The 25377-nt window shown below is 36.9% G+C and carries 23 protein-coding genes and 1 pseudogene; 9 read left to right on the top strand and 15 right to left on the bottom strand.

The genetic code is table 11. The features are described 5' to 3' along the window. Nucleotides 1-168 precede the first annotated feature (168 nt). Nucleotides 169-636 (top strand): annotated as a pseudogene (locus tag STA7437_RS15050) (RNA-guided endonuclease TnpB family protein); the annotation flags it as partial. Nucleotides 637-685: 49 nt separating this feature from the next. On the opposite strand, the gene der reads toward STA7437_RS15050, so the two are convergent. The 7 genes from der to STA7437_RS15085 form a co-directional block, all read right to left on the bottom strand. After that, nucleotides 686-2047 carry a ribosome biogenesis GTPase Der gene (gene der, locus STA7437_RS15055; RefSeq protein WP_015194245.1) on the bottom strand — a complete coding sequence of 454 codons (1362 nt, stop codon included), beginning with the start codon at nucleotides 2045-2047 and terminating at the stop codon, nucleotides 686-688. A 168-nt stretch (nucleotides 2048-2215) separates the two neighbouring features. Continuing rightward, nucleotides 2216-2383 (bottom strand): DUF29 domain-containing protein, encoded by a 168-nt coding sequence (locus tag STA7437_RS26230; RefSeq protein WP_150109075.1) that lies wholly within the window; start codon nucleotides 2381-2383, stop codon nucleotides 2216-2218. A 494-nt stretch (nucleotides 2384-2877) separates the two neighbouring features. Further along, nucleotides 2878-3831 (bottom strand): asparaginase, encoded by a 954-nt coding sequence (locus STA7437_RS15065; protein WP_015194246.1) that lies wholly within the window; start codon nucleotides 3829-3831, stop codon nucleotides 2878-2880. A 42-nt stretch (nucleotides 3832-3873) separates the two neighbouring features. Further along, nucleotides 3874-4377 (bottom strand): CGLD27 family protein, encoded by a 504-nt coding sequence (locus STA7437_RS15070; RefSeq protein ID WP_015194247.1) that lies wholly within the window; start codon nucleotides 4375-4377, stop codon nucleotides 3874-3876. Nucleotides 4378-4403: 26 nt separating this feature from the next. Next, nucleotides 4404-4820, bottom strand: a complete 417-nt coding sequence (rsfS, locus tag STA7437_RS15075) for a ribosome silencing factor (RefSeq protein WP_015194248.1) — start codon at nucleotides 4818-4820, stop codon at nucleotides 4404-4406. A 79-nt stretch (nucleotides 4821-4899) separates the two neighbouring features. Next, on the bottom strand, nucleotides 4900-5484 hold the full coding sequence (gene yqeK / locus STA7437_RS15080) for a bis(5'-nucleosyl)-tetraphosphatase (symmetrical) YqeK (protein WP_015194249.1): 585 nt from the start codon (nucleotides 5482-5484) through the stop codon (nucleotides 4900-4902). Nucleotides 5485-5655: 171 nt separating this feature from the next. Continuing rightward, a complete protein-coding gene (locus tag STA7437_RS15085) occupies nucleotides 5656-6918 on the bottom strand; it encodes a glycosyltransferase family 4 protein (protein WP_015194250.1) in 1263 nt (420 codons plus the stop codon). A gap of 402 nt (nucleotides 6919-7320) precedes the next feature. Between STA7437_RS15085 and STA7437_RS15090 the strand changes: the two genes are divergently transcribed. Both STA7437_RS15090 and STA7437_RS15095 read left to right on the top strand, forming a co-directional pair. Continuing rightward, nucleotides 7321-7824, top strand: a complete 504-nt coding sequence (locus tag STA7437_RS15090; RefSeq protein WP_051036066.1) for a hypothetical protein — start codon at nucleotides 7321-7323, stop codon at nucleotides 7822-7824. A gap of 54 nt (nucleotides 7825-7878) precedes the next feature. Then, the gene (locus STA7437_RS15095) at nucleotides 7879-8769 is read left to right on the top strand and encodes a hypothetical protein (protein ID WP_015194252.1); all 891 of its coding nucleotides are present in this window, start codon (nucleotides 7879-7881) and stop codon (nucleotides 8767-8769) included. Here STA7437_RS15095 and STA7437_RS15100 read toward each other — a convergent pair. From STA7437_RS15100 to STA7437_RS15110, 3 genes are all read right to left on the bottom strand, one after another. Further along, nucleotides 8728-9213, bottom strand: coding sequence for an ATP-binding protein (locus STA7437_RS15100; protein WP_015194253.1), 486 nt, complete (start codon nucleotides 9211-9213; stop codon nucleotides 8728-8730). The two genes, STA7437_RS15095 and STA7437_RS15100, sit on opposite strands and share 42 nt — an antisense overlap. 157 nt (nucleotides 9214-9370) lie before the next feature. Further along, the gene (locus tag STA7437_RS15105; RefSeq protein ID WP_015194254.1) at nucleotides 9371-10345 is read right to left on the bottom strand and encodes an anti-sigma factor antagonist; all 975 of its coding nucleotides are present in this window, start codon (nucleotides 10343-10345) and stop codon (nucleotides 9371-9373) included. A gap of 156 nt (nucleotides 10346-10501) precedes the next feature. Further along, nucleotides 10502-11161, bottom strand: coding sequence for a DUF3318 domain-containing protein (locus STA7437_RS15110; protein WP_041620067.1), 660 nt, complete (start codon nucleotides 11159-11161; stop codon nucleotides 10502-10504). Between the two features lie 137 nt (nucleotides 11162-11298). On the opposite strand from STA7437_RS15110, the gene STA7437_RS15115 reads away from it, so the two are divergent. After that, nucleotides 11299-12279: an undecaprenyl-diphosphate phosphatase gene (locus STA7437_RS15115; protein ID WP_015194256.1), complete on the top strand. Its 981-nt coding sequence runs from the start codon at nucleotides 11299-11301 to the stop codon at nucleotides 12277-12279. A 9-nt stretch (nucleotides 12280-12288) separates the two neighbouring features. Continuing rightward, nucleotides 12289-13620 (top strand): TIGR03279 family radical SAM protein, encoded by a 1332-nt coding sequence (locus STA7437_RS15120; protein WP_015194257.1) that lies wholly within the window; start codon nucleotides 12289-12291, stop codon nucleotides 13618-13620. 112 nt (nucleotides 13621-13732) lie between these two features. On the opposite strand, the gene STA7437_RS15125 is transcribed toward STA7437_RS15120, so the two are convergent. Then, a complete protein-coding gene (locus tag STA7437_RS15125; protein WP_015194258.1) occupies nucleotides 13733-14521 on the bottom strand; it encodes a biotin transporter BioY in 789 nt (262 codons plus the stop codon). A 214-nt stretch (nucleotides 14522-14735) separates the two neighbouring features. On the opposite strand from STA7437_RS15125, the gene STA7437_RS15130 reads away from it, so the two are divergent. The 3 genes from STA7437_RS15130 (at nucleotide 14736) to STA7437_RS25895 (ending at nucleotide 17796) form a co-directional block, all read left to right on the top strand. Continuing rightward, the gene (locus tag STA7437_RS15130; protein WP_015194259.1) at nucleotides 14736-15716 is read left to right on the top strand and encodes a J domain-containing protein; all 981 of its coding nucleotides are present in this window, start codon (nucleotides 14736-14738) and stop codon (nucleotides 15714-15716) included. 89 nt (nucleotides 15717-15805) lie between these two features. Then, entirely contained in the window at nucleotides 15806-17023 is a 1218-nt protein-coding gene (locus tag STA7437_RS15135; RefSeq protein ID WP_015194260.1) for an ATP phosphoribosyltransferase regulatory subunit, read from the top strand. A 155-nt stretch (nucleotides 17024-17178) separates the two neighbouring features. Continuing rightward, nucleotides 17179-17796, top strand: coding sequence for a response regulator (locus tag STA7437_RS25895; RefSeq protein ID WP_015194261.1), 618 nt, complete (start codon nucleotides 17179-17181; stop codon nucleotides 17794-17796). 77 nt (nucleotides 17797-17873) lie between these two features. Here STA7437_RS25895 and STA7437_RS15145 read toward each other — a convergent pair whose 3' ends face one another. Beyond that, nucleotides 17874-19856 (bottom strand): ABC1 kinase family protein, encoded by a 1983-nt coding sequence (locus STA7437_RS15145; RefSeq protein WP_015194262.1) that lies wholly within the window; start codon nucleotides 19854-19856, stop codon nucleotides 17874-17876. A 140-nt stretch (nucleotides 19857-19996) separates the two neighbouring features. Then, nucleotides 19997-21589, bottom strand: coding sequence for a S8 family serine peptidase (locus STA7437_RS15150; RefSeq protein WP_015194263.1), 1593 nt, complete (start codon nucleotides 21587-21589; stop codon nucleotides 19997-19999). 228 nt (nucleotides 21590-21817) lie between these two features. Here STA7437_RS15150 and STA7437_RS15155 point away from each other — a divergent pair, with 228 nt between their 5' ends. Next, on the top strand, nucleotides 21818-22033 hold the full coding sequence (locus STA7437_RS15155) for a DUF4327 family protein (protein ID WP_015194264.1): 216 nt from the start codon (nucleotides 21818-21820) through the stop codon (nucleotides 22031-22033). 7 nt (nucleotides 22034-22040) lie between these two features. On the opposite strand, the gene STA7437_RS15160 is transcribed toward STA7437_RS15155, so the two are convergent. Both STA7437_RS15160 and STA7437_RS15165 read right to left on the bottom strand, forming a co-directional pair. After that, nucleotides 22041-23264, bottom strand: a complete 1224-nt coding sequence (locus tag STA7437_RS15160) for an FHA domain-containing serine/threonine-protein kinase (protein WP_015194265.1) — start codon at nucleotides 23262-23264, stop codon at nucleotides 22041-22043. Nucleotides 23265-23308: 44 nt separating this feature from the next. Next, entirely contained in the window at nucleotides 23309-25372 is a 2064-nt protein-coding gene (locus STA7437_RS15165) for a serine/threonine phosphatase (RefSeq protein WP_015194266.1), read from the bottom strand. Nucleotides 25373-25377: the final 5 nt, after the last annotated feature.

Raw genomic sequence — 25377 nt, forward strand, 5'->3', positions numbered from 1 at the left:
ATGGAAATTTTAATTGAAGCTGAATTTTATTTTTAATGGGAAGAAAACTAAACAGTTATCGAAATAGTTAAAAAACTCAAAGAATCGCACTTCATTAGGCATTACTTAAATATTTAGAATTAGCGATAAATATCTCTTCGATCTCACTACTTTTTCAAACTGGTATTATTTTTTTTGCTGATGTCCCGTAAGATAGTTAACGAAAACCAAGTAATTGTGGTCGAAAATCTGGCAGTAAAGAACATGGTCAAAAATCATAACTTGGCTAAAAGTATCAGCGATGCTAGCTGGGGAATGTTTTGTACCATGCTCAAATACAAAGCCGAAGCCGAGGGTAAACTCTATCTAGAAGTAGGTCGATTTTTCCCATCGTCTCACTTGTGTTCCGATACATTACTGTCATTACCAAAAATGGATTTGTCGGTGCGTGAATTTGATTGTCTGTGCGGAAAAAGACACGCGCGAGACATCAACGCAGCGGTAAATATAAAAAATGAAGGCTTACGGATTTTATCGGTGTTGGGAACCAGCACTGCTGCCCAAGGAGGCAATGTAAGACCAAAACAGTATGGGCGTAAGTCCACTGCTGTCGAGGCTGTTGCCCTTGAATTGGGAAGCCCACACTCTATCGCGTAGCGATGAGTGTTGGGTAGTTCACTGTGACCAAATTGGAAAAACCATAATCTTAAACTTTGGTTGCCCGATTGGCAGTATTTCTTTCAAGATCACGGACTTTTTTGCCACGCCAAAATAAACGAATTGGTGTACCAGAAAAACCCAATTGTTCACGGAATTGTCGGTCGATATAACGGCGATAACCTTCATTAAAACGCTTTGGATCGTTGACAAATAGAGCGATCGCAGGAGGTTGAGAACTAACCTGTGTACCGTAGTAAATTTTTCCTTGTTTTCCTTGACGGGTAGTAGGAGGAGTATGCCAGCGAACAGCTTCTTCTAATACTTCATTAATTACCGACGTACTCACACGACGACGATGTTCACCTACAGCAGTATCAACTAGATCCAGGATTTTTTCTACTCTTTGCCCTGTCATAGCACTGATAAAAATACTTTCTGCCCAGTCCATAAAATAAAGACGGTCTTGAAGCATTTTTTGATATTGATAGATAGTATTAGAGTCTTTCTCGACTGCATCCCATTTATTAACGACAATAACTGCTGCTCTACCTTCTTCAATAATGCGGTCTGCTAGTTTTAAATCTTGTTCGGTAACGCCATCGAGGACATCAATTACAAACAAAACTACATCAGCACGACGAATGGCTTTAAAAGCACGATTAATACTAAAAAATTCTGCCCCGTAATCAACATTTTTCTTGCGACGAATTCCAGCAGTATCAATTAATCGATAGGTTTTTTCATCTCTTTCTACTAAAGTATCGATCGCGTCTCTGGTTGTTCCTGAAATCGGACTAACAATTGCCCGTTGTTCCCCAGTTAGGGCATTAAGAAGACTAGATTTACCCACATTAGGACGACCAACAATTGCTACTTTAATTTCTTCAGTTTCAGAAATTTGATCAACAGATGGTAAATGGGTAATCAACTCATCTAATAAATCTCCTGTACCACTACCATGAATGGCAGAAATGGGATAAGGTTCACCTAAACCCAATTCCCAAAACTGAGCAGCTTGGATTAAACCTTGTTCGACTGATTCGCATTTATTAACTGCGAGTAAAGCAGGGACATTTTGTTGTCGTAACCAATCAGCAATTTCGCGATCGCCCTCGGTGGGGCCAGTTTGTCCATCAACAACAAAGATAGCTACCGCAGCTTCAGCTAAAGCTGCCATTGCTTGTTGACGAATGAGGGGTAAAAATTCGGTATCATCGTCAAATACTAACCCTCCTGTATCCACAACCTGAAAATCTCGGTCACGCCAAAAGGCTGGTCGATAAGTGCGATCGCGGGTTATACCTGGTTCGTCGTGAACAATTGCTTGTTGATCTCCTGCAAGGCGATTAACAAACGTAGATTTACCGACATTAGGTCTGCCAATAATAGCAACAATAGGTAACGGCATAATATTGATTATTTTTACGAAAAGTTTATATATTAGAAAGCGATTTTACTATTTTCACTTTAATAAAAGCTATATTTTTTCTGGGATAAAATTATCATCTAAAATTTGTTGTAAAGAATAAGGACATTGAGAAGGGATATTTGCTATTTTTGATTTTAATATTGCTTCTTACCTTGCCCTAGCATAGATAGTTTCTAATTCCTGTTCGGCATAATTGCGTAACGTTTTAGAATCTAAATATTGTGATAATTCAAAGCGAAAGTTACTAATTTCTTCTAGCCAGAGAAAATAATCTTGCTCGTATAATTGGCTTAAGTTTGATATTTGAGTAGTCACCTAACTTTTATGATTGGGTTGAATCAGAAAATCTTGCCATATAGCGTTTCTCAGATTAATGAGATACAGTTCATTTTAATGGTTGAGCGTTGATAGTTGATAGTTGAGACCTACGGTAGTGCGCTTCGCTTATGTTATATGGTTGATTATTCATCCTTCATAATTAGTAATTAGTAATTAGTAACTGGTAATGGTGTACCTCACCAAGAGCGAAAAAGGCTATATTTGATTATATCTTGGCGATTGAACTTGATACTAAACTTGACATTATCCATGCCTAAAGCCTTGGGAATTTTTGGTTCACAGACTCATTGGTTGCCCGTCCTAGTCAGGCTTATCCCCATCTCTGAAGCCAGGAGTTTGCGCTCTCGGTTTTTTCTGTCAAATATGATGAGAATCTTTTGAGATTCTTTAAACAATCATAATTTCGGTGGAGAAAGGCAGAGGGAAAAAAGAATTAAGATAATCAAATCTTATGATCGACGTCGAGGAATTTACACCATCGATATTTCACCACTAACCGTTAACCGTTTGTACTTACTTAGTTGCATGAATTTTTCTGCTAAATTTTCTGCTACTGTCGGACTAATCCAACCCATTTGTTTCAGAAGATGGATCGCGATCGCGTATTTAGCTCGTTTTGAACCATCTGCGACTTTGATTGCTAAACCCATTCCTTCTCCAACTCTACCGACACATTGAATTCCTTCTGCACCAGATTTACTAACTAATTCTCCTTCAGATAAACGCATTAACTCGGTGTCAAAAGCACCTTCTCCTGCAATCATGTTGGGATGATAAGTCATTGCTCTGACAATTCTTTCCAAATCAAGATTAGAGCCAGACGCTAACTTGGCGTAGAGACTAGCCATTTGTCTTAATTGCATCGAGTAAGTGGGTGCGCCACAATCATCTCGCGCACTAATTAATTCTTCTCCAGGCATTCCTAATAATTCAGCAATTTTATGCAGAATTAACTGTTGAATGGGACTAGAGCGACGTAAATAGTTATTAACTGGCCAATTACGTTGATGACAAACAGCTAACATTCCTGCGTGTTTACCCGAACAATTATGTTGTAGAGGACTACTTTTCCCTTCTGGTATAGGACACTGAAGCAAACTAGAGTCGAGATCGGCACGCCAAAGCACATTAAATACTTGTCTAGATTGTTCGATTGTGCCTTGATGAGAACTACAGATAATAGCTAAATCTTTATCAGACAAACCATATCGCTCTAAAGTCCCAGTTGTAGTTACAGCTAGAGCCTGAAAAGGTTTGAGTGCTGAACGAATAAAAGTTGAAGTTTCACAATTTCCTGCTACTAATAATACTCGACCACGAGCATCACAGACTGTTGCCTCGATTTGATGAACAGATTCAACAATCCCTTCTCGTAGCAAATGAATTTCTAATTTTGGTGTTTGAGTCCGTTGTCCTCTGGTCATGCAATTGCGCCCTTAAGATTTTGCGCCAGTTATAAAAAGAGTTTATCCCAAAATTCGCCAAATTAAACCATTAATTAGCCCCAAACTAGCTAAAAGCAATAAAGTTTTTTGCAGCCGTTGGATAATCGGTTTAATCTCATAAGTGACGATCAGACGATCGCGATTAAGCATCGTGATTGGTTTTGACCAAGTTTGACCATCATACCAACCAGACTCTTCATAAAAAATCCGTTCTTGGTATAAGCGATCGCTAATGTAAGACCAGCCTAAATATAGTCTTAACCAGACCAAAATGATGAATAAACTTCCTCCTAGACTGGTAGAAATAATAAATTGAGGTAGCTGATCGACAGGAGAAAAACTAGCAGCAGCTATTGGTGAAGCAATCATTCCACCCCAAAATCCTACCCAGCCTAGCTTTTTACCGTAACTTACCAAATTTAAAGTTGCCCAACAAAAAAACCAGGAATCTTTTAATTCTTCGTATTCGTGGATTGGTTGTTGTTCTTGTGGTACTGGACAAAAATCAACAGCAGACTCCCTCATGATCCTTTCAAATGATTCCAACAATTTTACGATGCTAGATACTCAATCCTTTGGGCATGACCCCAAAATGCCTCTAGATTATAATATTCTCGCTCTTGAGGCAAAAAGATATGTACAATTACTTCGCCGTAATCTTCTAAAACCCAGCTTCCTTCGGTTTTACCAGCAACTCTAACGGGATAGTGATTAAAAGTTTCAGCAACTTTTGTTTCTATGGCATCAGCGATCGCTCTTACCTGAGCTTTAGAAAATCCAGTCACAATTACAAAATAATCAGCCAGATAAGATACTTCTGCTACTTGCAAAATGACTAGATCTGCGCCTTTTTTATCATCTGCTGCTTCCGCTATTTTCCAAGCCAATTTTTGGCTATCAAAAGTATAGTTAGTGTTACTTTGTTCAGTGGTTTTTTCGTTCAATTCATATTGATGTTGTTTGCTCATTTAAATTCAGATTAATGATCTTGGCAATTATTCAAATCTCGATTTAAAGTTGAATGTCATAACTGATTATCTCAGGTTATCATTTTGTTTCTAAAAATTGCTTCTCTTGAATTAAAGCCCAATTACGAGTTAGAATCACCCGTGGGTGGATAATTTTTATTCGACTTACTAAATATCTTAGAGAATAATCACAAGTTTGTCTTACAGCTTTATAAAGATTTTCACGAGCAGTCAAACGAATTACTTCTAGCTCTGGTGTATTACCACGCAATGGTTCTATAGCATCGGCAACAAATACGACACAACTGAGGGGACTCATGCCAGGAAAACCCAAGGTATGATGGCGAATAGCTGCCAAGATTTCTGGATTTTCAATCCCAAATTCTCGTTGAGCCACAATTGCTCCAACCTCAGCATGAAGTAGATGAGGAGAGTTGGTTAAAATTTCATCAGTTTCAACTCCATGCTGTTGAGCCAAAGACAATAGTTTGTCTGGAGGAAAGAATTTAGCTAAATCGTGCATTAAACCTGCTAAAGCAGCTTCTTGTTCGTTGACTTGATGCAAACGAGCTAATTCAAGACAGGTTTGTTCTACTCCCAAAATATGTTCAATCCGCTCAGCAGAAACATGATCGGCTAACCAAGCCAAAACGCGTTCGCGCATAAATTACAGTTTATCAATCAATTTATTTAAATCTTAACCAAATTGCTCATTTTCTGGTTAATCTCCTGTTTCCTATTCCCTATTTCCCCTCAAGCTTTTGCGGTCGCAAAAAAAATTGCTGTAAAAAGCGAATAATTATAGTAGCGTTTTGATTAATTGAAGACAAATAAATCAGACTTCGGATTTTGGGATTAAAGATAAAATACGGTTAGGAATTACCGAAGCAAATAGTTGTTCATACTTATCTAAAGCCAGTTCAAACGAGTAGTTTTGTTCAGCGAAAGCTCTGCCTTGTTGTCCTAATCTTACAGCGCGATCGCGGTCTTGGTATAATTCTTGAATAGCTTGGGCTAAAGCGATTGAATCTTCAGGTGCAGTCACAATTCCACCACCACTTCTTCTGATCGCACTAGCAGCAGTACCTGTAGCTGCAACGGAAGCCACAATTGCTCTCCCACTAGCCAACAAAACTTGAATTTTGGAGGGCATATTAAAATCTAAAACATTCTTCTTTTGTACTACTAAACCAACATCAGCACCAGCCAACATATCTGGTAACTTTTGTCTAGGTTGAAAAGGAAGTAAACGAACATTGTTAACTTGATGTTTTTGGCAATATTGTTGCAGTTTAGCTAAAGCTTTTGGTTCACCGACAATAACGAGCGCAATTTCTGGGCAATGTTGTAAACGAGCAGCAGCATCAATTACAGTTTCTAAACCTTGAGTCAAAGCAATATTACCCGAATAAAGAACTACAAATTTATCTTCTAGTTGATGTTCCCGACGAAACCAATTATTTTCTCTCACTAAAGGTTTAATAAAATTGATATCAACCCAATTAGGAATTTCAACTATTTTTTCTAAAGCAACTCCTTTATTAGTAATATTTTTAGTAAAACCATCAGCAATTACACTAATTTTAGTAGCTGTTTTATAAGCAAATTTTTCTAAGGTTTTTAACACCTTAATCATAGTTTGATTATTAATTAAACCAACATGAACCGCAGCATCTGGCAAAATATCTTGTAAATTTAACACGATTGGAGAGCCATAAATTCCACTAACAATTGCTGCTGGAACACATACTGGTAAACCTGGAACGGTTAATAAAATAACATCGGGTCGCCAACCATTCAAAGCTTGAATTAAACTTAAGCAAGCAAAACTAACTTCAAACCCAATTCTGCTCAAAAGATTACGTTTTTTACTTGTCCAAATATAACAACGTTGAACTTTTACTCCATTAATAACTTCATTACAAAAAAGCTTCCCTTTGTATTTGGCAGCAATTTCTCCGGCAGGATACCAAGGCATAGCTGTAATAACTCGTACTTGATGACCTCTTTTGACCATACCTTCTGCTAACTCAGTCATTAAAGGCGCAATTCCAATTGGTTCGGGATAATAGTTGTAAGAATAAATAAGGATTCTCATAAGGAAGCGGACTGTTTTTATTGTTAATTAAAAGTTATTAGTAATATTATTTAGACAAGATTATCTAGAAAATTTTTTTTGAATCAATAACCGTTATCTCATCGGCTTACTTCAAGTAGTTGGCTGTTTTGTTAATTAATTATCTTTCTCTATCAAATAGGTAAAAGCTCCAATTTGGGTGAAGTTTTCCTAAAAGTTTATTGAAGATTTGATAAAGTACGTAAAAATACTTGATATAGCAATTCTTAGACTCACGAGGTACACCATTACCAGTTACCAGTTACCAATGAACTATCAACCATTAACAATTAACCAAAACCAGAAGGTTGAATGTACTTCACAACTATAAGAAAAGCTATAGGTATTTGTTTGTTTATAGATAAACTAGGGATTGATCCAAAAATGATTAGTTTAAGGAAACTCTTATTTTCTTTGCTGTTGAGTATGGCATTGTTGATAACTTCTTGCGCTCAACAAGCTCCTTCGCGTTTCGATCAAGCTCAACAAGAAAGTACGGCAAGAAATTCTAGTGCAGTAGTTAAAGAATCTGAAGCAGGCAGTAGTTTTAATCGCTTTTTTCCTACTCCTAGTAATGGTTATGAACGAGTTTATACTCAGGAGAAAAAAGGTTTTGCTGAAGCTAAATTGAAAAAAGACGGCAAAGAAGTCGCAGTCATGGCAATTTCTGATACTCTCAATAATCCGAGTGCTTTAGCCAAATTTAAATCAAGCACTGCCAAAATTGCTGGTTATCCTGCCGTAACTCAAGGTAGTAATGGTACTGCTGTTTTAGTGGCTGATCGTTTCCAAGTCAAAGTTTTGTCGCGGGATCCTGCTTTTACCGAAAGCGATCGCCAAACTTGGTTGAGTAAATTTGATCTGCGGGGTTTATCTCAATTGCAGTAATTTCTGAATAGAACTTAGCTCATTGTATAAATTTAGTTTGATAAGGAGAATAGAGTGAGCAAGCCAATTTTTGAACTGGTAAACGAATTACCAACCAATAATCTAACCACAATGATGTTAAAGTCTCTAGATTTTGTTGCTCCTGGAGAATGGCAAAATTTGGTGGGATTTGAAAATACAATTCGTGCTGTTACTGGAGAAACAGATGAAAGTATGATTCAACAGATTGGCGATCGCGCAGTCTGGCTTTACAATGATAAATCTCAAGGTTATCAACGAGCTATGTGGCTTTACCAAACGGTTGATAGTGCCGATAGTGCTTTAGGTGCAGCAGCTTTGGCTAATAAGGTAGGAGATAAAATTCCCTTGGTGGGAGGATTATTAACCAAAATCACTCCTAACCCTAATAAAGCTCAATCAATTGATCTTTGTTTGAAATTAGTAGTTGAATTGGTTGCTTTTTGCCAAATTAATGGTATTCCAGGAGATAGCATTGGCGATTTTGTCGCTTCCTTAGCTGATTATAGTGGTGAATCTTTAATGCGGATGGTAGCTTTAGTTTGTATTGATGGTTTAATTCCTCTAGGGCCTGATTTTCTGCTCAAAGCTCAATCTACTCTTGCCAATCTTAGTCCTCAAGAATTGAATCAAAATCCTACTTTTAGTCGTGTTAAAGAGCTTATTCCTGGTGGAAATACGAGGGGTCAATTAAATTTTATTGGTGATAGCTTTGATTCCGTCAAAGGATGGATGAGTAATCTGGTTACTGAAAAAAACCTAACTCCAGAAAAAGTCTTTAGTAGACTACAAAATTTCCTTGAATTTTCTGACAATAAACTTGATTATGTAGCTGCCTTTTTAGACATGAGTACTAATTATTATGAACATACTGGTACTCAAACTTTAGCAAGACGCTTGATTGAACGTGCTGTGGCGGAAATTTAAATCTTGCATCGGGTAACGTTTGCGCATTACTAAGCAGTTACCGCGATCGGGGAGGTTAAGATATTGCAAATCATCCGTAAGTTTTTTCATAAACTGAAGCCCTCTACCTCCCTCTTTTTCCAAAGAATTAAGGTCATTTTCTAGGCTGTTTTTTAACTGGGCTTTCAAATCAAACGGTTGACCTCGGTCCCAAATCCGCATCTCTAGAAAATTGGGAAATAATTTTATTTCTAGATCAATCGGTGTATTTTTAGGAAGATTTTGATGAGCATGGCGAACGGCATTGGTAAAAGCCTCGACTAAGGCTACTTCACATTGCCAGCCAGTTTTTTGTGGTAAGGCAGGAAAAATTACTCCTTCAAACCACTGTAAAATTTCTTTAAGTGCTTCTAACTCGGTTTTGACCTGAAGGTGAAACTGTCGAATTACTTTTTCTCTTGTCATTCAACTAAAAATTGAGATTAGGCTAGAGAGGTTTATTCTATTTTTTATTCATCCCTCACACTAATTATATTTTCGCTAAATCAAGTCAAAAATGCTACCAGTAAAATATTAAATATCATAAAGCCCATTGCTGAAACTCAGCATGAGCTAATTTTTTTTAAACCGCACCACTATTTTTATCAAAGAGAATACTAATAGTTCTAAATATCAGTTGCAGATCGTACTTCAAACTCCAATTTTCTTGGTAACGTAAATCAAGTTTAATGACATCTTCAAAATTCCTTACTTTCGATCTGCCGTTGACTTGCCATTCTCCAGTCATACCAGGTTTAACATTCAGACGTTGCCACTCTGGTATTTGATAAGTTTCTACTTCATCAGGGGTAGGTGGGCGAGTACCAACTAAACTCATATCTCCTTTTAAAACATTCCAAAATTGAGGAAATTCATCAAGACTAGTACGACGCAAGAATCGACCGACTTTGGTAATTCGAGGATCATGATCATTTTTAAAAAAAGCACCACTAGCTTGATTTTCAATTTTCGCTTTCATTTCTTCAGCATCAATACACATGGAACGAAATTTCCAGATGGTAAATCGTTTACCTAACCAACCACAACGGGTTTGCTGGAAAAAAATTGGTCCCGAACTATCAAGTTTAATGGCGATCGCGATTGGGACAATTATGATCCCAGTCATAATTAAACCAACTAAAGCCCCCATAATATCGAGCGCTCTTTTGATCCACGATTTAATTGAAGGATGTGTTGCTAGTTGTTGGCGTTCTGACCATTTTTCTACAGCTTGAATGTTAAAAATTTCTGACAATCCTGTAATTGAAAAAACAGCCATCACAGGTGGTTGAACCTGGTTTAGAATCAACTCTTGATTTTTTTCTCTTGCTGTTTTGAAAACACTAACTAAAGCACCTACTCCACTACTATCAATAAATTTCGTTTCACTAAAATCAAGAATGATTTGTTGAGTAGTAAGATTTTGTTGTAATAGTTCCAAGCAAGTTTGTTTAAACGCCACTGCTTCTAAAACAGTTAAACGTTCTGGTAATTGAACTGTCGGATTGTTTTGCAAGTAAGTTATTGAAAAATCTAATTTTGGAGTTTGATGAGTCATGTATCTTTCAAGCTATTGATCAATATCAGGATTGTTTATGACATCTATAAATCTTATTGTCCTAATTATTTCCTCATAATTTAACTAAGATTAGGTAAATTGATCATAGAGTTGTTGTGAAACAATCAAAACCCGAAGTAGTTGAAAAATTTTAACTTAAAGACGAGTATCTCCTCTTGCAATTGGTTCTTCGGGAGACTTCATGCGTGCTTTAGCTTTATTGGCACTACGTTTTAGAGCTTGTAGACGTTCTTCGTATTTTTTGCGTTGACGACGATTAGGGGTTTGTTCAATCAGAGTTTTTAAAGCACTACCCATACTTTTATAAGCATTAGGAAGAGTATAACCAAAACGAGTAGCTAGAGCGATCGCTTTATCATCAGCTTCAATCGCGTCTTTAATCGTTTTTTCACTGTTATTTTTCTGCCAAAGACGATAACCAGAAACCCCACACAGCGCTAAAGCAAGCAATAGCAACAAGCCATCTTGTACCCAAAGTTCTCCTACAGCACCACCTAAACCAATCGCCAGGGCTGCCATTTCCCATCCTTCTCTAGGAATTGTATCGCCTTGAATTCTTGCGACTTCATGCCAAAATAGTAGATTTCTTTGGTCAATCGCCAGATTTTCCCATTTAGCTAAATCGATTTGAATTTCAATCTCATCTTTGCCAATCTCTTCGCAGCGAATTAGAGGAGGATTGACTTCAGTTGTTCCTTCGACAATTACCCAACTTTGTAATTCTGGTGGTAAGAGGGTTTTTAATCTTCTTAATTCATTGATTTCGGCTCTAGCAGAAGAGGTTGCATAACTCATATTGTCTACCGCAAGATTAATCTTAATATTTTGCTGTTTGGCTGTTCTTATCATATCTAAATTTAACTGTTTCCTTAATGCTTGGGTTATGGTTAATGACCAGATAAACTTAATAAAGATTTATATAGACAAAAAATATGACCAGATTGAGACAAAAGAATTTAATTTCTTTAGGACTGTTTATTTTTGGTTTGATTACTAGTCTTGGGTTGGCTACTATCATCAATTCTGGTATGGTTGTCGCTCAAGCAAAACCGAGTCAAGTCAATGATTTATCTCAGCTTAATTTGGTTCAAGCGATTGTTTTAGGATTTGTTCAAGGAATGACGGAGTTTATTCCCATTAGTAGTACGGCACATCTTAAAGCAATCCCCGTGTTTTTGGGGTGGGGAGATCCAGGAGTTAGTTTTACTGCTGTGATTCAATTGGGCAGTATTGTAGCTGTATTGTGGTATTTCTGGTCAGATTTAAGCAAAATTGCCGTGGGAATGGTTAAAGCGATTCGTGATTCTGATTATCAGTCACAAGATTTTTGGTTAGCATTAGGAATTACAGTAGGTACTATTCCAATTGTGATCGGTGGATTATTAATTAAAGCTTTGATTCCTGATTTTGATAATTCTCCTCTTAGAAGTATGACTGCGATCGCTATTGCCTCGATCATAATGGCTTTGTTACTAGCTTTATCCGAAAAAGTTGGAACGCAGCGACGTAATTTTGAGAAATTAACCGCTAGAGATGGGATTTTAATGGGTTGCGCTCAAGCTTTGGCTTTAATACCCGGTGTATCTCGTTCTGGTTCAACTTTAACTGCTGGTTTGTTGATTAATTTGGAACGAGCAACAGCAGCTAGATTTTCTTTTTTATTAGGACTGCCAGCAATTACTTTAGCAGGATTAGTAGAATTAAAAGATGCTTTAGATCAAGGTTTGGCTGATTCAGGATTCGTTCCTTTGTTAGCAGGAGTAATTTCTTCAGCAGTATTTTCTTATCTAGCGATCGCTTGGTTGATCAAATTCTTACAAAAAAGAAGTACTTGGGTCTTTGTTTGGTATAGATTAGCCTTTGGGGTATTTATTTTAGTTGCGATCGCTTTTGGGTGGTTATCTAATTATTAAGAATAGTTTATGAGTCAAGCTTCGATACAACCAGCTAAAATTACCAGAATATTACCAGATTCAATCGCAGCAGAAATCGGTTTTGAACCTGGAGATGCGATCGTTACTATCAATGGTACTCATCCTCGTGATTTAATTGATTACCAATTTTTATGTGCCGATGAATATCTAGAATTAAAAGTACTTGATTCACGTGGTAAAACTCATCAAATTGAAATTGAAAAAGACTATGACGAGGATTTAGGACTCGAATTTGCTACTGCCTTATTTGATGGTTTAATTCAGTGTAATAATCGCTGTCCTTTTTGTTTTATCGATCAACAGCCTCCAGGCAAAAGAGACAGTCTTTATCTAAAAGATGATGATTATCGTCTCAGCTTTCTCTACGGCAGTTATTTAACTTTAACCAACTTAACTGAAAGAGAATGGCAAAGAATCGAACAGATGCGCTTATCTCCTCTATATGTCTCGGTTCACGCTACCGAACCAGAAGTGAGAATTCGTCTACTCAAAAATCCTCGCGCTGGACAAATTATGTCTCAGTTACAATGGTTTCAGGATAGACGTTTACAAATTCATGCTCAAGTTGTAGTTTGTCCTGGTATAAATGATGGCACACACTTAGCAAAAACTTTATTAGATTTAGCTTCTTTTCACCAAGAAGAAATCCCCGCAGTCGCTTCCGTAGCAGTTGTTCCCGTCGGATTAACTCGTTTTCGTCCCCAAGCAGATCAATTAATTCCAGTCAGTAAAGAAAAAGCAAAAGAAGTAATCGCGCAAGTACAACAATTACAAACTCAATTTAGAAAGCAGTTTGGCAGTAATTTCGCTTGGTTAGCAGACGAATGGTTTTTAATCGCCAGAGAAGAATTACCATTCGAGTCAGATTATGAAGATTATCCCCAAATTGGTAATGGAGTAGGTTCGATTCGTTTGTTTATTAAAGATTTTCAAAAAATTGCCAGTCAGATGTTACCATCCAGCATTGCTCAATCTCGTCATCTAAGTTGGGTAGTAGGCAATGCGGTGGAATTAGCTTTTCAACCATTAGTACAACAATTAAATTCAGTTACAGGATTAGTAGTCAATTTATTTCCCCTCCGAAGCGAATATTGGGGGCAAGCAATTACAGTCACTGGTTTATTGACTGGACAAGATTTAATCACAGGATTGACAGGAAAAGATTTAGGAGAAGGAATTTTATTACCTTCTTTAATGTTGAAGCACGATGATACTAGGTTTCTTGACGATCTAACTGTAGCTGAAGTGAGTCATAAGTTAGGAGTAGAAATATTTCCTGTTACTGGTGTAGAAGAATTGCTTGAAAAATGTATTTTATAGCAAGTTTAAATTATTAAAACTGGGACAAGGAGAAAAACAGCAAAACCTCTTGATTTCATTTGCTTGCTAACCGAAAACTTTCTTCTTCCTCTTTGTGCTTCTGCGAGAGATTCTAAGAAAACATTAACTTACGCATCACCAAAGCGATCAAACTAACAGCACAAACCACAGCTATTTGTCCTGGTAAAGGATAAATTGAATAGGCTAAAATGGCTTGCCATAAAGATTGATTGCCATTTAGATTGGTTAGTAAGTCGAGTACAGTCAAATAAGTAATACCAGTCAAATGAATTACCACAAAACCGATTAGACAACTCAAAGCTAGAGAATTGAGGCGAGCTAAACTTTGATAAGCATAAAAACCACATAGCCACGCACCAAAAATAAATCCTAAAATATAACCAAAAGTTGGCTGTTGCAAATATTGCCAACCTCCACCGCGCTCAAAAATAGGTAACCAGGCTAAACCTAAAATTACATAAACTATTTGGGATAGTAAAGCAGCATTTTTTCCTCCTAAACAGCCTGTTAATAAAACTGCTCCAATTTGATAGCTGACGCCAAGGGTTTGTATTTTCATTCCCCCTACCCACGACCAAGGGGCATTGATAGTATAAGCTTGAACAAAAGTACCCCCGATAGTTAAAATTAAGCCAACAGTTGCCCAAAGGATTATTTCTGGAGGCGAAACTGTATGAGCTTGATTTGGTTTATCCAATTCTAAATCAAGTCGATTGTGTAACCATTGATTTTCAACTTGTAGCTCTTCAATCGTTTTTTGTTTTTGCTGAACCAATTGCTGTAAATGTTCGATCAAAAATTTAACACTAGGAGGAGTAACATCCCATTCATAATCAGTGATGTCTGCATTTGGTTTGGCAAGCTGTTTAAGATCTGACATAGACTGAACTAGTTTAGAGCATTTTCCAGTGTACTCGCTCAAATTAAGTAATCCCAGTTCTTAGTTAACTAAATTTTGGAAAAAACTAAATCAGATCAACTTAAGTTGGTTATAGCTGTTAGTTCAAGCTTCTTTCAGGGAACTCTAACAATATAACTTCTTATTTATTAAATAGTTTTAATTAACCTTGCTCTCGTGTTAGGTGTAATACTTTATGGATTTTGCTATTAAACATGGACTTTTTAAATTTAAAATTACAGATTATCATGCTATTCTCGGAGTTCCTCTAGACGCAGATGCTAAACAAATTAGGCTTCGATATTTAAAAATAGCTCAAACTATACATCCAGATATCTTTAAAGGAAATTCAGAGCAAAAAAAATTAGTTAATCAAATATTATCAAAGTTGGTCAATCCAGCTTATGAAAACTTATCCAGAAAAACTGCTTATGTTGAGCATCAATTAGTATTAACTCAAGTAGGTAAACAAATCGCCGAACAGAACAAGAAAATTCATCCTGTTAGTCAATTAGCTCAAGAATTATTGGAAAATCGTGGAGATTTAGAGCTTACGTATCATAAGTTTTTAAAAATTGTGAGCAATGAGCAATATCAATCTTTAGACCAAATTACTGATAAGATAGCTCAAATTAGTGAACTCAATTTAGTTTACTTAATGCTCAAACAAGCTCAAGGAATAAATAAAGAAGAAATTTCTCCAGCTAAAATTACTCAATCTCAACCACAACGACAACCACAGCCAACATCTCCACCTCCAACCAATATTCAACAGCCAACCCACCCACAAACGGAAGAAATAACTCCTCAGTCTAGAGTTGCTTCTTATCTTCGTCGCGCTCAAGAATATATCGATAAAAAGAACTTTACTATGGCTGTCTCTGAACTACGAGATGGGTTAAAAATTGACCCAAACAATAGTACTTGTCATGCTTTACTAGGACAAACCTATCTAAGTCAAGACCAGTTGACGATGGCAAAAGTTCATATTAACAAAGCTTATCAACTTGATCCCAAGGATATAGTGGCGATCAAAATGAAACAAGTATTAGATAAGTTGACTAAAAACGATAGTACAAATCAATCTAGTGCTGCTCGTACTCAAGGCAGTCAAGCTGAAAGTAAATCAGGTAACGGTAATATTTTTGGTGGTTTGTTTGGGTCAAAAAAAAAGTAAGATAAATTTGGTTATTTGTCCTTTTTACGAAGTCAAACAATGAGCGAGGACTAATGACCAATGAATAATAACCAGTAACTAATGACTAGATGATTCATCAACCACCAGCAGGAGCAAGAGATTTACTTCCTTTAGAAGTAGCACAAAAAGGTTGGATTAACGATCGCTTGCAACAAGTTTTTCAGCGATGGGGTTATCAACGTATTGTTACCTCTACTTTAGAATGGCTTGATACCCTCACCGCCGGCGGTGCTATTCAACCATCAACTGTGATTCAGCTACGGGATGAGTCGGAAAGAACTTTAGGTTTGCGTCCTGAATTGACTGCTTCAATTGCTCGTGCTGCGGTGACACGCATGGCTGGTAATACTTATCCTCAACGTTTATGTTACCGCGCCAACATTTTCCGTAATCCACCGCAAAATCATCACGGTCGCCAATTAGAATTTTATCAAGCAGGAGTAGAGTTACTCTTTGCAGGGGGTTTATTAGCCGATGCAGAAATTTTATTGTTACTGGCTAATTGTTTAAAGGATTTAGGTGTAGAAAATTGGCAGATTATCTTAGGACAAGCGGAGTTAACGCGATCGCTTTTAGCTTTATTTCCTGAATCATTGAGAAAACAAGTCCGTCATTGTCTGGCAAATTTAGACCGTGTAACCTTAGAGAAGTTACCTCTTGAACCGACTTTAAAAGAAAAAGCTTTATTTTTATTTGATTTAAGGGGTAAACCTAAAGAAGTTTTAGCAAAAATAGCTAAGTGGGAATTAGATCAATCTGCTCAAGAAATTGTTGACAATTTAAAGTCATTAGTTGATTTACTTGCTAATAGTTCTGACTTTCCTATTCCTTTGACTTTAGACTTAAGCTTGTGGCAAACCTTTGATTTTTATACAGGTATTGTGTTTGAAGTTGTCAGTTTTAACCATAATCAATCCTATTTATTAGGTAAAGGTGGACGTTATGACCAGTTATTAGGACTTTATCATCCTCAAGGAATTAGTTCTCCTGGGATTGGTTTTGCCTTAAATATTGAAGACTTGCATTCTTGCTTGTTGCCTACTAATAAGTTACCCCAACAAACTGCTGCTAGTAATTGGTTAGTAATTGCTCAAACTCCATCAGCAGCGAGTGCAGCTTTAAATTATGCTCAAAAACTACGTAATTCTGAACAATTAGTCAGAGTAGAATTAGATTTGGGCGAACGTTGTCCTGAAGAAATTAGAGAATATGCTCGTAACTGTCGGATTAAAAAGTTAGCTTGGCTTTCATCTGAAGGAGAAGCAAAGATCGAAACTCTTGGCTAAAAAGATGGGAGAAAAGGAGAGGGGGAGCAACCTAGTATTAATATTGAGTAAATCACTTCTGCATCTGTTGCACCTTTACACCTCTACCCAAATCATTAATAGGAAATAGCGAAAAGTTGGCTAACTTAATTCGCGATCGCAACTACTTATTAGTCATGAGAATTCTGCTGGTTGAAGATGAAAAGCGTATTGCCCAAGCATTAGCAGAGACATTAAAAGATAGACAATACATCGTTGATATTGCTACCGATGGTGAAATGGGTTGGGATTTTATTGAAACTCTCAGCTACGATCTAATTTTGCTCGATATCATGCTGCCCAAATTAGATGAAATTAGTTTGTGTAAACGTCTGCGACAAGCTGGGTATTTAACACCAGTGCTAATGTTAACCGCCAAAGATAGCAGTAATGATAAAGTAATCGGATTAGATGCAGGTGCAGGCATTAATTTAATTCCTGTTACAACTAATATTTACAGTCATCTTAATGATTTAGACCGCGATTTTTGGTTTTGGAAACTTCATTTTCAGGGTTCATTTTTTGCTGCGATCGCTCATGCTTTTACACGTCGATTTCATACAGTTTCAATTGCTTCTACTATTGAACCTTTATCCTTAAGAGGTCGTGAAGATTTAATCAGAGGAATTAAACGAATTATTTCACGTTATCACCAAACAGATATTCAGGGAATGATTAAGCGAGTTGATCGACAATTTTTCCAAGGGAATCTGGTTAATTTGGTTAAAAAAAGTAATTATCTAATTAAAAAATAAACTGTATAAAAATGAGACAAACAGGATTGTACCTCTTTGTCTCTCAAAAATTATTTCAAAGTTTTAGCACTCAGTAGTTAACGCATAGCTGCTGTGGGTAAAGATGATTGTATATTTTGAGGAGTTCTAATACTATGAGAACTAGTTTCCAGTAACAAATTTCTAATCAATCTAGCTGCCATTTTTTGTGCCAATCTTTCAGCAACCGTTTGACCTAATTGATGAGTTTCTGGCTTAGTGATAATTTTAGTCACAACAGAGATTAACCGTGTCGGATCGAAACCAGGAGTTTTTTGCAAAAGTGCGATAATATTTTTGAGATGCTTAACAGTATAAGACTCTTCCTGTAACTCTGAGGGGGTTTCCTGGATAGTTAAACCCACCTGTTGACGAAAAGCTGTTGAGAGGTTATACCAAGTTCTTCTTCCCAGATTATCGATCGCATTAACTAATTCATCCGCAATGCGATCGCGAATAAATGCGCCTCGTTCCGAAAACAGAAAGTCTACTACTTGGTCAATAATTTTATCAAAATTGTAGTCTCTCGAATCATTGGCATTGCGCATCAAGTTTTCTAGACGATGCCAACGAAATCCTTCTTCTTTAAATAATAAATCTTTTAATGAAGCTCTTAATTCTGGGGCTGGATCTGTCAGTAAACGTTTAGCTACATAAGGATAAGCTTTAGAAAGGACTTTAAAATCAGGTTCAATACCGATCGCAATCCCTTCTAAGGTTACCATTGAACGAATAATCAAAGCGTAATAAGCAGGTACGCGGAAAGGAAACTCATACATCATTGCTGACATCTGATCGGTAATACTTTTGAAGTTTAATTCGGCAACGCTAGCACCCAACGCATTACCAAACACATTAGCTAAAGCAGGGACAATTGGGGTCAGATCTGTATCAGGAGTCAAAAAATCTAATTTAACGTAATCACGAGATAATGCCTCAAAATCTCGGTTAACTAAATGAACAACTGCTTCAATCAAACCATACCTTTGATAAGGTTTAATTCGGCTCATCATGCCAAAATCTAAATAAGCTAGTCTGCCATCAGGCATTGCTAGTAAGTTACCTGGATGGGGATCGGCATGAAAGAAACCATGTTCTAGTAACTGTCGCAGCGAGCATTCTACGCCTACTTCCACTAAATGGGTTGCATCGATTCCTTGTGCCTGAATTTCTTTGATATTAGTCAGTTTAGTTCCACTTACCCACTCCATAGTAAGAACTCTTCTGCCTGTATACTCCCAGTAAATTTTAGGAATATAGATTTCTTCCAAATAACCATAGAGTTTTCTAAATCTTTCTGCATTGCGCCCTTCTTGCATATAATTAATTTCTTCAAAGATGCGCTCTGCCAATTCATCAGTAATAGCAACTAAATTGGAACGAATTTGCTTAAGATTATGCTGCGCCCAACTAGCAATGCTACGCATGATATAAATATCAAGGGTAATGCGACGAGTTAAATCGGGACGTTGGACTTTAACTGCTACTTCTTCTCCTGTTTTTAATCTTCCCTTATAAACCTGTCCCAATGATGCAGCAGCAATTGGTTGAGGAGATAATTCTGCATAAATTTCATCTGGAGTTTCGCCTAATTCTTCTTCAATGAAACGAAAAGCTACTTCATTAGGAAAAGAAGGTAATTGATCCTGTAACTTGGCAAGTTCATCTAAATAAACTGGCGAAACTAAATCTGGTCGAGTAGAAAGAGCTTGACCTACTTTAATATAAGCAGGACCGAGTTGAGTTAAAATTTCTCGCAGTTGAATTGCTCTTTTTCGCTCATTTTTCAGCGAAATACCTCTAAATTTGTCCCACCACAAACCCAAAGTATAAGCAGCAAAAGGCAACAAAATATTGATTAACCTTCCTAAAACCAGGAAAGGACGCTGACGATATTGAGCATTAATGCGATCGGGGTTGTAACGCCAGTCTGCATCTGGCTCATCATAGCTTGATTCTAAGTCTTCGTTTCCATCGATAGAGAGGGAAAAAGACTCAAGTTCCTCTAAGGAAGATGTTGGAGATAATGTCTGTTGAGGCATAAATATTTAGACTGACGTTAACAACTTTTGTAAACAATTGTAACAATTTAACAAGTAATTGTTTCTTTGATTAGCTTAACGATTAATTTACCTTGATTGGAGTTAGGAATTACCGATCAATTTTTTGTAACGAACAAAAATTAAAACCGATCTGATTTTGGTACAGTCCACCAAGCTAAGGCATAAGGTTGAGTAGGTTCATTAACTTGACGACGATGATAAACCCGAATTTTATAACGTCCAGATGAGGGGATTTTACAAAATATATGTTCGACACTATCTTCCGAACTAATTGAAGAACAAACATTACGCAGGTTACTTTCTTGATCGAGTGGGATCAAATAGAGGTCAAGATTATTTAAACCTCGATCGCGAAAATTTTCTCCTACATCGTATTTTTGGTTGTTATTGCGGTCATTTAACTCAACCATGCGGTTCCAAGCTAAGGTAATTGAAACAAAGCTATCTTTAACTAAAGGTTCAGCTAAAATATAATCGCGATCAGAATTTACTTCTACAGTACGGTAATCCCAACCCTTTGCAGGAACAGCCTCTTCAGGAGCAAATTGACCTGCACTAAATTGTTGATAAGCACGGAACGCATTAAGATGTCCAGTACCCATTTGAATATCTAAAGGAATACGAGGATTGGTATAAGCATCCGATTGCAACCAATTACCATTTTTTTCCCCAATGGTAGTTCGTTTCATACCTAATAATAAACCGTCTCCGCGATCGCGCAATTTATCAGCCGAATTCAGCAAGACAGCTTTCATAACTTCGTGACGACGCGAAGCTAGACTCCAGTTTGGTAAAGCTTGATTCAAATTGCGATCGCCGTATTCTTGTAATAAAGCTACTGAAGCAGTGATATGAGGTGCAGCAAAACTTGTTCCACTTACTTTCTCAATTTCTCCTTTTTGATTATGCACCAAAATATTACTTCCAGGGGCAAGTAGACCAATCGCACGTCTTTGTCCAACATTAATTTCTTTTTTAATAATGCTACGACCAATGCCTATAGGTAAATCACTAAGATTAGCAAAATCTACCTTAGTAAAAATTCCTTTGCGCTTAGTTGTATAAGCAGTAGTTATGCCATTAAAATTATCTGTTGGAATGGGAATTCCTCCCGTACCTTGATTACCAGCAATAACATAAAGCGTATTATGAACTCTGGCAGACCAATCAATACATTCTGTCAGTAAAGCTTTGCCATCTAATTTAGCGTTTTCTCTAGGATCGCGTTCTAAAGACTCACCAAAACTAAAATTGATCGCTCGCACATCTCCACTATTTTGCAGAGCAATGTGTTGAGTAGCTAAACATTCTTGGGGTTGTCCCCCATCTTTGAGAGAACCAACTGCTGAAGCGTACAACTTTGCCTCGGGAGCAACTCCTGGCAATTGTTTATCCTTGCTAATCATGACTCCAGCGACCATAATAGCGTGGTTATCCACATTGCTATTAGAACTAGCTACAACATTACGATAAAAAACTCCTTTAGGTGCGATCGCAGCATCTTTAGCACCACTTTTATCTAAACCAAATTTTCCAGGTCTGCCAATTTCTACCTGACCAATACCAATTTTGCGTCCTAATAAATTATAAGGAGATTGATGTAAAAGACGAGCATTGATCCCAAAATCTCCCACCGAACTATCCAAGGCGCAAACAGGTAAAATCAAGCCAAAAATAAAAAAACTAGAAGTCAGCCATCCTAGCCGTGTCATAGATGCTATTTACTCTTAATTCAATAAAGCTATACTTTTATAGTAATTACCGTACCAAATTAACAAAAATACTTGCGTTAATTTAAAATCTGCGTTACAAGTATATAGAGAATATCCCTGCCATATCGGAACTCCCAATAATAGCAAATATGTAAGAGTTAGGGATACTAGACTAAACAAAGATTAATTTTAAGTTAAATAAATTAAGACTGACTAAGAGCAAACTATATGACTAAACAAGTCGCTCATCCTATGATGAAGTTGCAGCGCAAAGTTTCTTCGCTGATCGATTCTCAAATTATTACCCCAGAAGACAGCATCGGCAAAATTGCCATGTTACTTGGTAATGATTGGAATTATTGGAAACAAGAACTATTAGCTTTTGATTTTTCTCTCAAAGACCCAGTCAAAGAACTTTTGATGGTTGAAGACTGGGATGAATAAAATTGAGTTAGAGGCAATCTGCTAGTGCTTCTGATAGACTTTGAGCCGTTTGATAGCGGTCGCGATAATCTGGCTGACAAGCTTTTTCTAATAATTGACTTAGTTTTGGGGTTAAGTTGGGAATGCTACCCACATCAAATTCATACTTATTACTTTGATAACGAAAATACTGCATTGGAGTTTTTCCGGTTAGCAGAAAAATAATCGTTGTGCCAACTCCATAAATATCTGATTGGGGGCAAGGCTTACCTCGATATTGTTCGGGTGCGCTGTAGCCTTCTACACCGATGCGTGTATCTAAAGAAGTGCCTAATTCTTTGACTGCACCAAAATCGAGTAACATTAGACGATTATCAAGATTACGTAGGATTAAGTTGGCGGGTTTGACATCTCGGTGGACTAAAGGAGGTTGCAGATTATGCAAATAGGTCAAAATATCGCAAACTTGAATCATCCATTCGATAGTTTTTTCTGGAGTTAAAGCACCTCTTTGATAAACTAATTGTTCTAAATTATGACCATGAATTAATTCCATAACTAAATATTTGCGGTCTTTTTCCACAAAAAAATCATAGTACTTGGGGATGCCAGGATGATTTAAAGACTTAAGAATGCGAGCTTCTCGTTCAAACAGTTCTCTTGCTTTAGCAATTCGTGCCATGTCTGCATTCATTTCTTTAAGAACTAGTAACAAAGGAGCTCCTTTAATAGTTTTGTTTTTGTCCCAAACCAAATAGGTAATTCCCATTCCCCCTTTGCCTAAAGTTCTTAGCACTTGATAGGGACCGATAAAATGTGTGTGATCAACCAAAGGTTGACCGCAGTGAATACAAAAAATACTGTCTGGAGAATTACCTTGATGAGTACAAGGATTGGGAGATACAGCTTGATTTGGTGATTGATTTTCTGGTTGGCCCGATTTTTCAGCAGATTCCAATTCAAATCTAAACAAAGGTCCATTTTCTGCCAAACGAATTAAATCGTTAGATTGAAGCAATTGTTCAGAAACTAAAACATGATTCACAAAAGTACCATTAGTACCTCTACTAATTAATCGCCAATGTTCTTCTTCCTGGATTAACTCCAAATGCTGTCGTGAGACTTGAAAATACCCCTGAAGCACAATGTCATTGTTTTGGGAACGACCAATCCTAATGACTGACTGATGGAGAAATTGCCACTGTTGTGTCGGTTGATTTGTCTGTGGCTCTAAAAGCGTAAGAATGACCATATTTGACAATTATTTTAGTTGTCAGTGGACAACTCTGATGAATTTTAAAAATGAGGTTTTAATTTAATTCTGACTAAAACGCCAGTAATATTATCGTGACCATTATACTGGTTAGCAAAATCAATTAATTGAAATAAGCCTTCTTCTAAATTAGACTTAGAACTAATTAAAGGGGTTAAATAAGTCTCCCAGTGGTTTTCTAATAAATTATTGTCCGACAGACCGTCAGAACAAAGCAAAATTAAGCAATCTTCTTGAATTTCCAAATATTTAATTTCCGGTTTAATATGACGGTTTTCTCTTGGTCCCAAAGCTTGAGTAAGTTGGTAAGCATCAGGACGACCATAGGCAATTTCAGGTTCAACCCCTCGATTAATTTCTCTTTGTCCGACTTCGTGGTCTTGAGTCAGTTGTTCTAATCCTCTTTGCCTAGTAATACGATAAATACGACTGTCACCAACATGAGCGATCGCTAAATTAGTATCTTGTAACAAAGCCATCACCATCGTCGTACCCATTCTGCTATTACCAGAACGAGAATGATCAAGATTTGTTTGATAAAGAGTTTGATTGGCAAGTAAAATTCCGGCTTCAATAGTTTTAGCGCCAGGTAAATGATCCGTGAACCAATGAGTTTGAAAATATTCTTCTAGGGCATGAACTGCCATCGTACTAGCTACTTCTCCTGCTTCATGTCCTCCCATACCATCGCACACTATGTATAAACCTGAAACCGAAATAGTTTTTTCAACTGCATTTTCTTTTTTCTTGATTTCGGTTTTAACCCCAAAAAAGTCTTCATTATGATCTCTTTGAGTACCTAGATCTGTGCAGCTAGCATCAATAACTTCAGCTAATTGCATTGGTAGCATTAGAGTTGGTTGATCTTCGGCATCGTTATGAGAAATTAGTTCCTCGTCTTCTTCGTATTCATTAAAAAGCTCAAGTTCATTCTCTTCAAAAACAATCAGTGAAGGTTCTAATTCTCGAGTTTGATCGACTACTGAAGCTTGAAAATCGAAGTTTTCCAGCGCAAGCTGCTGAAGACAAACAGACAATTGTTCTACTGTATTAATTGCTCCTTCGATAACTTGTTGAATTAACTCTTCTAATGATTGATTCGGTTGTCGCCCTGATTCTTGAAGCCAAATTTGCCAAGTTTGTACTAAATTTTGAAGAGTAGGTTTGGTATCTGGTGGATTCAAGTATAGTTGATGTAAACAAACCGATTGATCTTCATCTAGAAGCAAGTTTTCTTTCATCAGTAGACTTTGACTACAACCAACTTCAGTCAATGGCATCCAAAGTTTTGCTAGTTCATTGAGAAACCATAAAATTTGTTGAAATGGTAACTCGGGATTATTCCATAATTCTGTCAGTAATAACCAATTGGAACGATTTGGTAAAATAACAATTGCTTCTTCATTGTATTGCCAAGCATCATAAATTTGGGGAATAGCAGGAGTAAACTTTTGTAACACCAAATAAGGTAGTGCTTGAGTGGGAACTCCAATTAAATTCCAGTATTGAGCTACTGAGCGATAAGAATTATTAACATTGTCAGCTAATTCGGCAAACAACTCTGATTGTTGTTCTTGTAAGGTTGCTAAAGCTGTTTTTTGTTCTATTTGTTCGTCAATTACTGCTACTTCGATTACAGATAAAGTAGAGTTTGATTGATTAAAGTTATTTAAATCTTCGATGTAATTTGTATTGATGCGATAACGGTTTTGGGGATCAAGATAAAGTTGCTCGGTTTTAACCAAGTCAGACGAAGTCCTGCTTTGTAAAGGCGTATTCTCTGTAGTCTCTGTAGATTCAAGATTGGAAGCAGATGAGGTTAAATCAGAAATTTGTAGAGTTGAATTGTTATTAGCAGCAATCAGTTGTTTGTTGCTGTTATTTTCTAATTTTAGTGGTTGCAGTTTGGTAATGATTGCCCAAAGATGAGTTTGAGAAGCAACTGTATCATTGAGGTTTGTTGGTATTTTAAAAGTAGAGTTACTATTAGATTCAAGCTCACAATTAGATTGAAGAGGAGTTCCACAACTTTGACAGAATTTGTTAGTATCTGGGTTTTCAAACTCACATTGGGGACAAATCAACATAGTGA

It is taken from the genome of Stanieria cyanosphaera PCC 7437, from assembly GCF_000317575.1.
Taxonomy (GTDB): domain Bacteria; phylum Cyanobacteriota; class Cyanobacteriia; order Cyanobacteriales; family Xenococcaceae; genus Stanieria; species Stanieria cyanosphaera.

What these genes read in the sequence shown, in the direction of transcription:
- der (WP_015194245.1), bottom strand. Translation starts at nt 2,047, where the DNA reads ATGCCGTTACCTATTGTTGCTATTATTGGCAGACCTAATGTCGGTAAA.
- STA7437_RS15065 (WP_015194246.1), bottom strand. Translation starts at nt 3,831, where the DNA reads ATGACCAGAGGACAACGGACTCAAACACCAAAATTAGAAATTCATTTG.
- STA7437_RS15070 (WP_015194247.1), bottom strand. Translation starts at nt 4,377, where the DNA reads ATGAGGGAGTCTGCTGTTGATTTTTGTCCAGTACCACAAGAACAACAA.
- rsfS (WP_015194248.1), bottom strand. Translation starts at nt 4,820, where the DNA reads ATGAGCAAACAACATCAATATGAATTGAACGAAAAAACCACTGAACAA.
- yqeK (WP_015194249.1), bottom strand. Translation starts at nt 5,484, where the DNA reads ATGCGCGAACGCGTTTTGGCTTGGTTAGCCGATCATGTTTCTGCTGAG.
- STA7437_RS15085 (WP_015194250.1), bottom strand. Translation starts at nt 6,918, where the DNA reads ATGAGAATCCTTATTTATTCTTACAACTATTATCCCGAACCAATTGGA.
- STA7437_RS15090 (WP_051036066.1), top strand. Translation starts at nt 7,321, where the DNA reads ATGATTAGTTTAAGGAAACTCTTATTTTCTTTGCTGTTGAGTATGGCA.
- STA7437_RS15100 (WP_015194253.1), bottom strand. Translation starts at nt 9,213, where the DNA reads ATGACAAGAGAAAAAGTAATTCGACAGTTTCACCTTCAGGTCAAAACC.
- STA7437_RS15105 (WP_015194254.1), bottom strand. Translation starts at nt 10,345, where the DNA reads ATGACTCATCAAACTCCAAAATTAGATTTTTCAATAACTTACTTGCAA.
- STA7437_RS15110 (WP_041620067.1), bottom strand. Translation starts at nt 11,161, where the DNA reads ATGAGTTATGCAACCTCTTCTGCTAGAGCCGAAATCAATGAATTAAGA.
- STA7437_RS15115 (WP_015194256.1), top strand. Translation starts at nt 11,299, where the DNA reads ATGACCAGATTGAGACAAAAGAATTTAATTTCTTTAGGACTGTTTATT.
- STA7437_RS15120 (WP_015194257.1), top strand. Translation starts at nt 12,289, where the DNA reads ATGAGTCAAGCTTCGATACAACCAGCTAAAATTACCAGAATATTACCA.
- STA7437_RS15125 (WP_015194258.1), bottom strand. Translation starts at nt 14,521, where the DNA reads ATGTCAGATCTTAAACAGCTTGCCAAACCAAATGCAGACATCACTGAT.
- STA7437_RS15130 (WP_015194259.1), top strand. Translation starts at nt 14,736, where the DNA reads ATGGATTTTGCTATTAAACATGGACTTTTTAAATTTAAAATTACAGAT.
- STA7437_RS15135 (WP_015194260.1), top strand. Translation starts at nt 15,806, where the DNA reads ATGATTCATCAACCACCAGCAGGAGCAAGAGATTTACTTCCTTTAGAA.
- STA7437_RS25895 (WP_015194261.1), top strand. Translation starts at nt 17,179, where the DNA reads ATGAGAATTCTGCTGGTTGAAGATGAAAAGCGTATTGCCCAAGCATTA.
- STA7437_RS15145 (WP_015194262.1), bottom strand. Translation starts at nt 19,856, where the DNA reads ATGCCTCAACAGACATTATCTCCAACATCTTCCTTAGAGGAACTTGAG.
- STA7437_RS15150 (WP_015194263.1), bottom strand. Translation starts at nt 21,589, where the DNA reads ATGACACGGCTAGGATGGCTGACTTCTAGTTTTTTTATTTTTGGCTTG.
- STA7437_RS15155 (WP_015194264.1), top strand. Translation starts at nt 21,818, where the DNA reads ATGACTAAACAAGTCGCTCATCCTATGATGAAGTTGCAGCGCAAAGTT.
- STA7437_RS15160 (WP_015194265.1), bottom strand. Translation starts at nt 23,264, where the DNA reads ATGGTCATTCTTACGCTTTTAGAGCCACAGACAAATCAACCGACACAA.
- STA7437_RS15165 (WP_015194266.1), bottom strand. Translation starts at nt 25,372, where the DNA reads ATGTTGATTTGTCCCCAATGTGAGTTTGAAAACCCAGATACTAACAAA.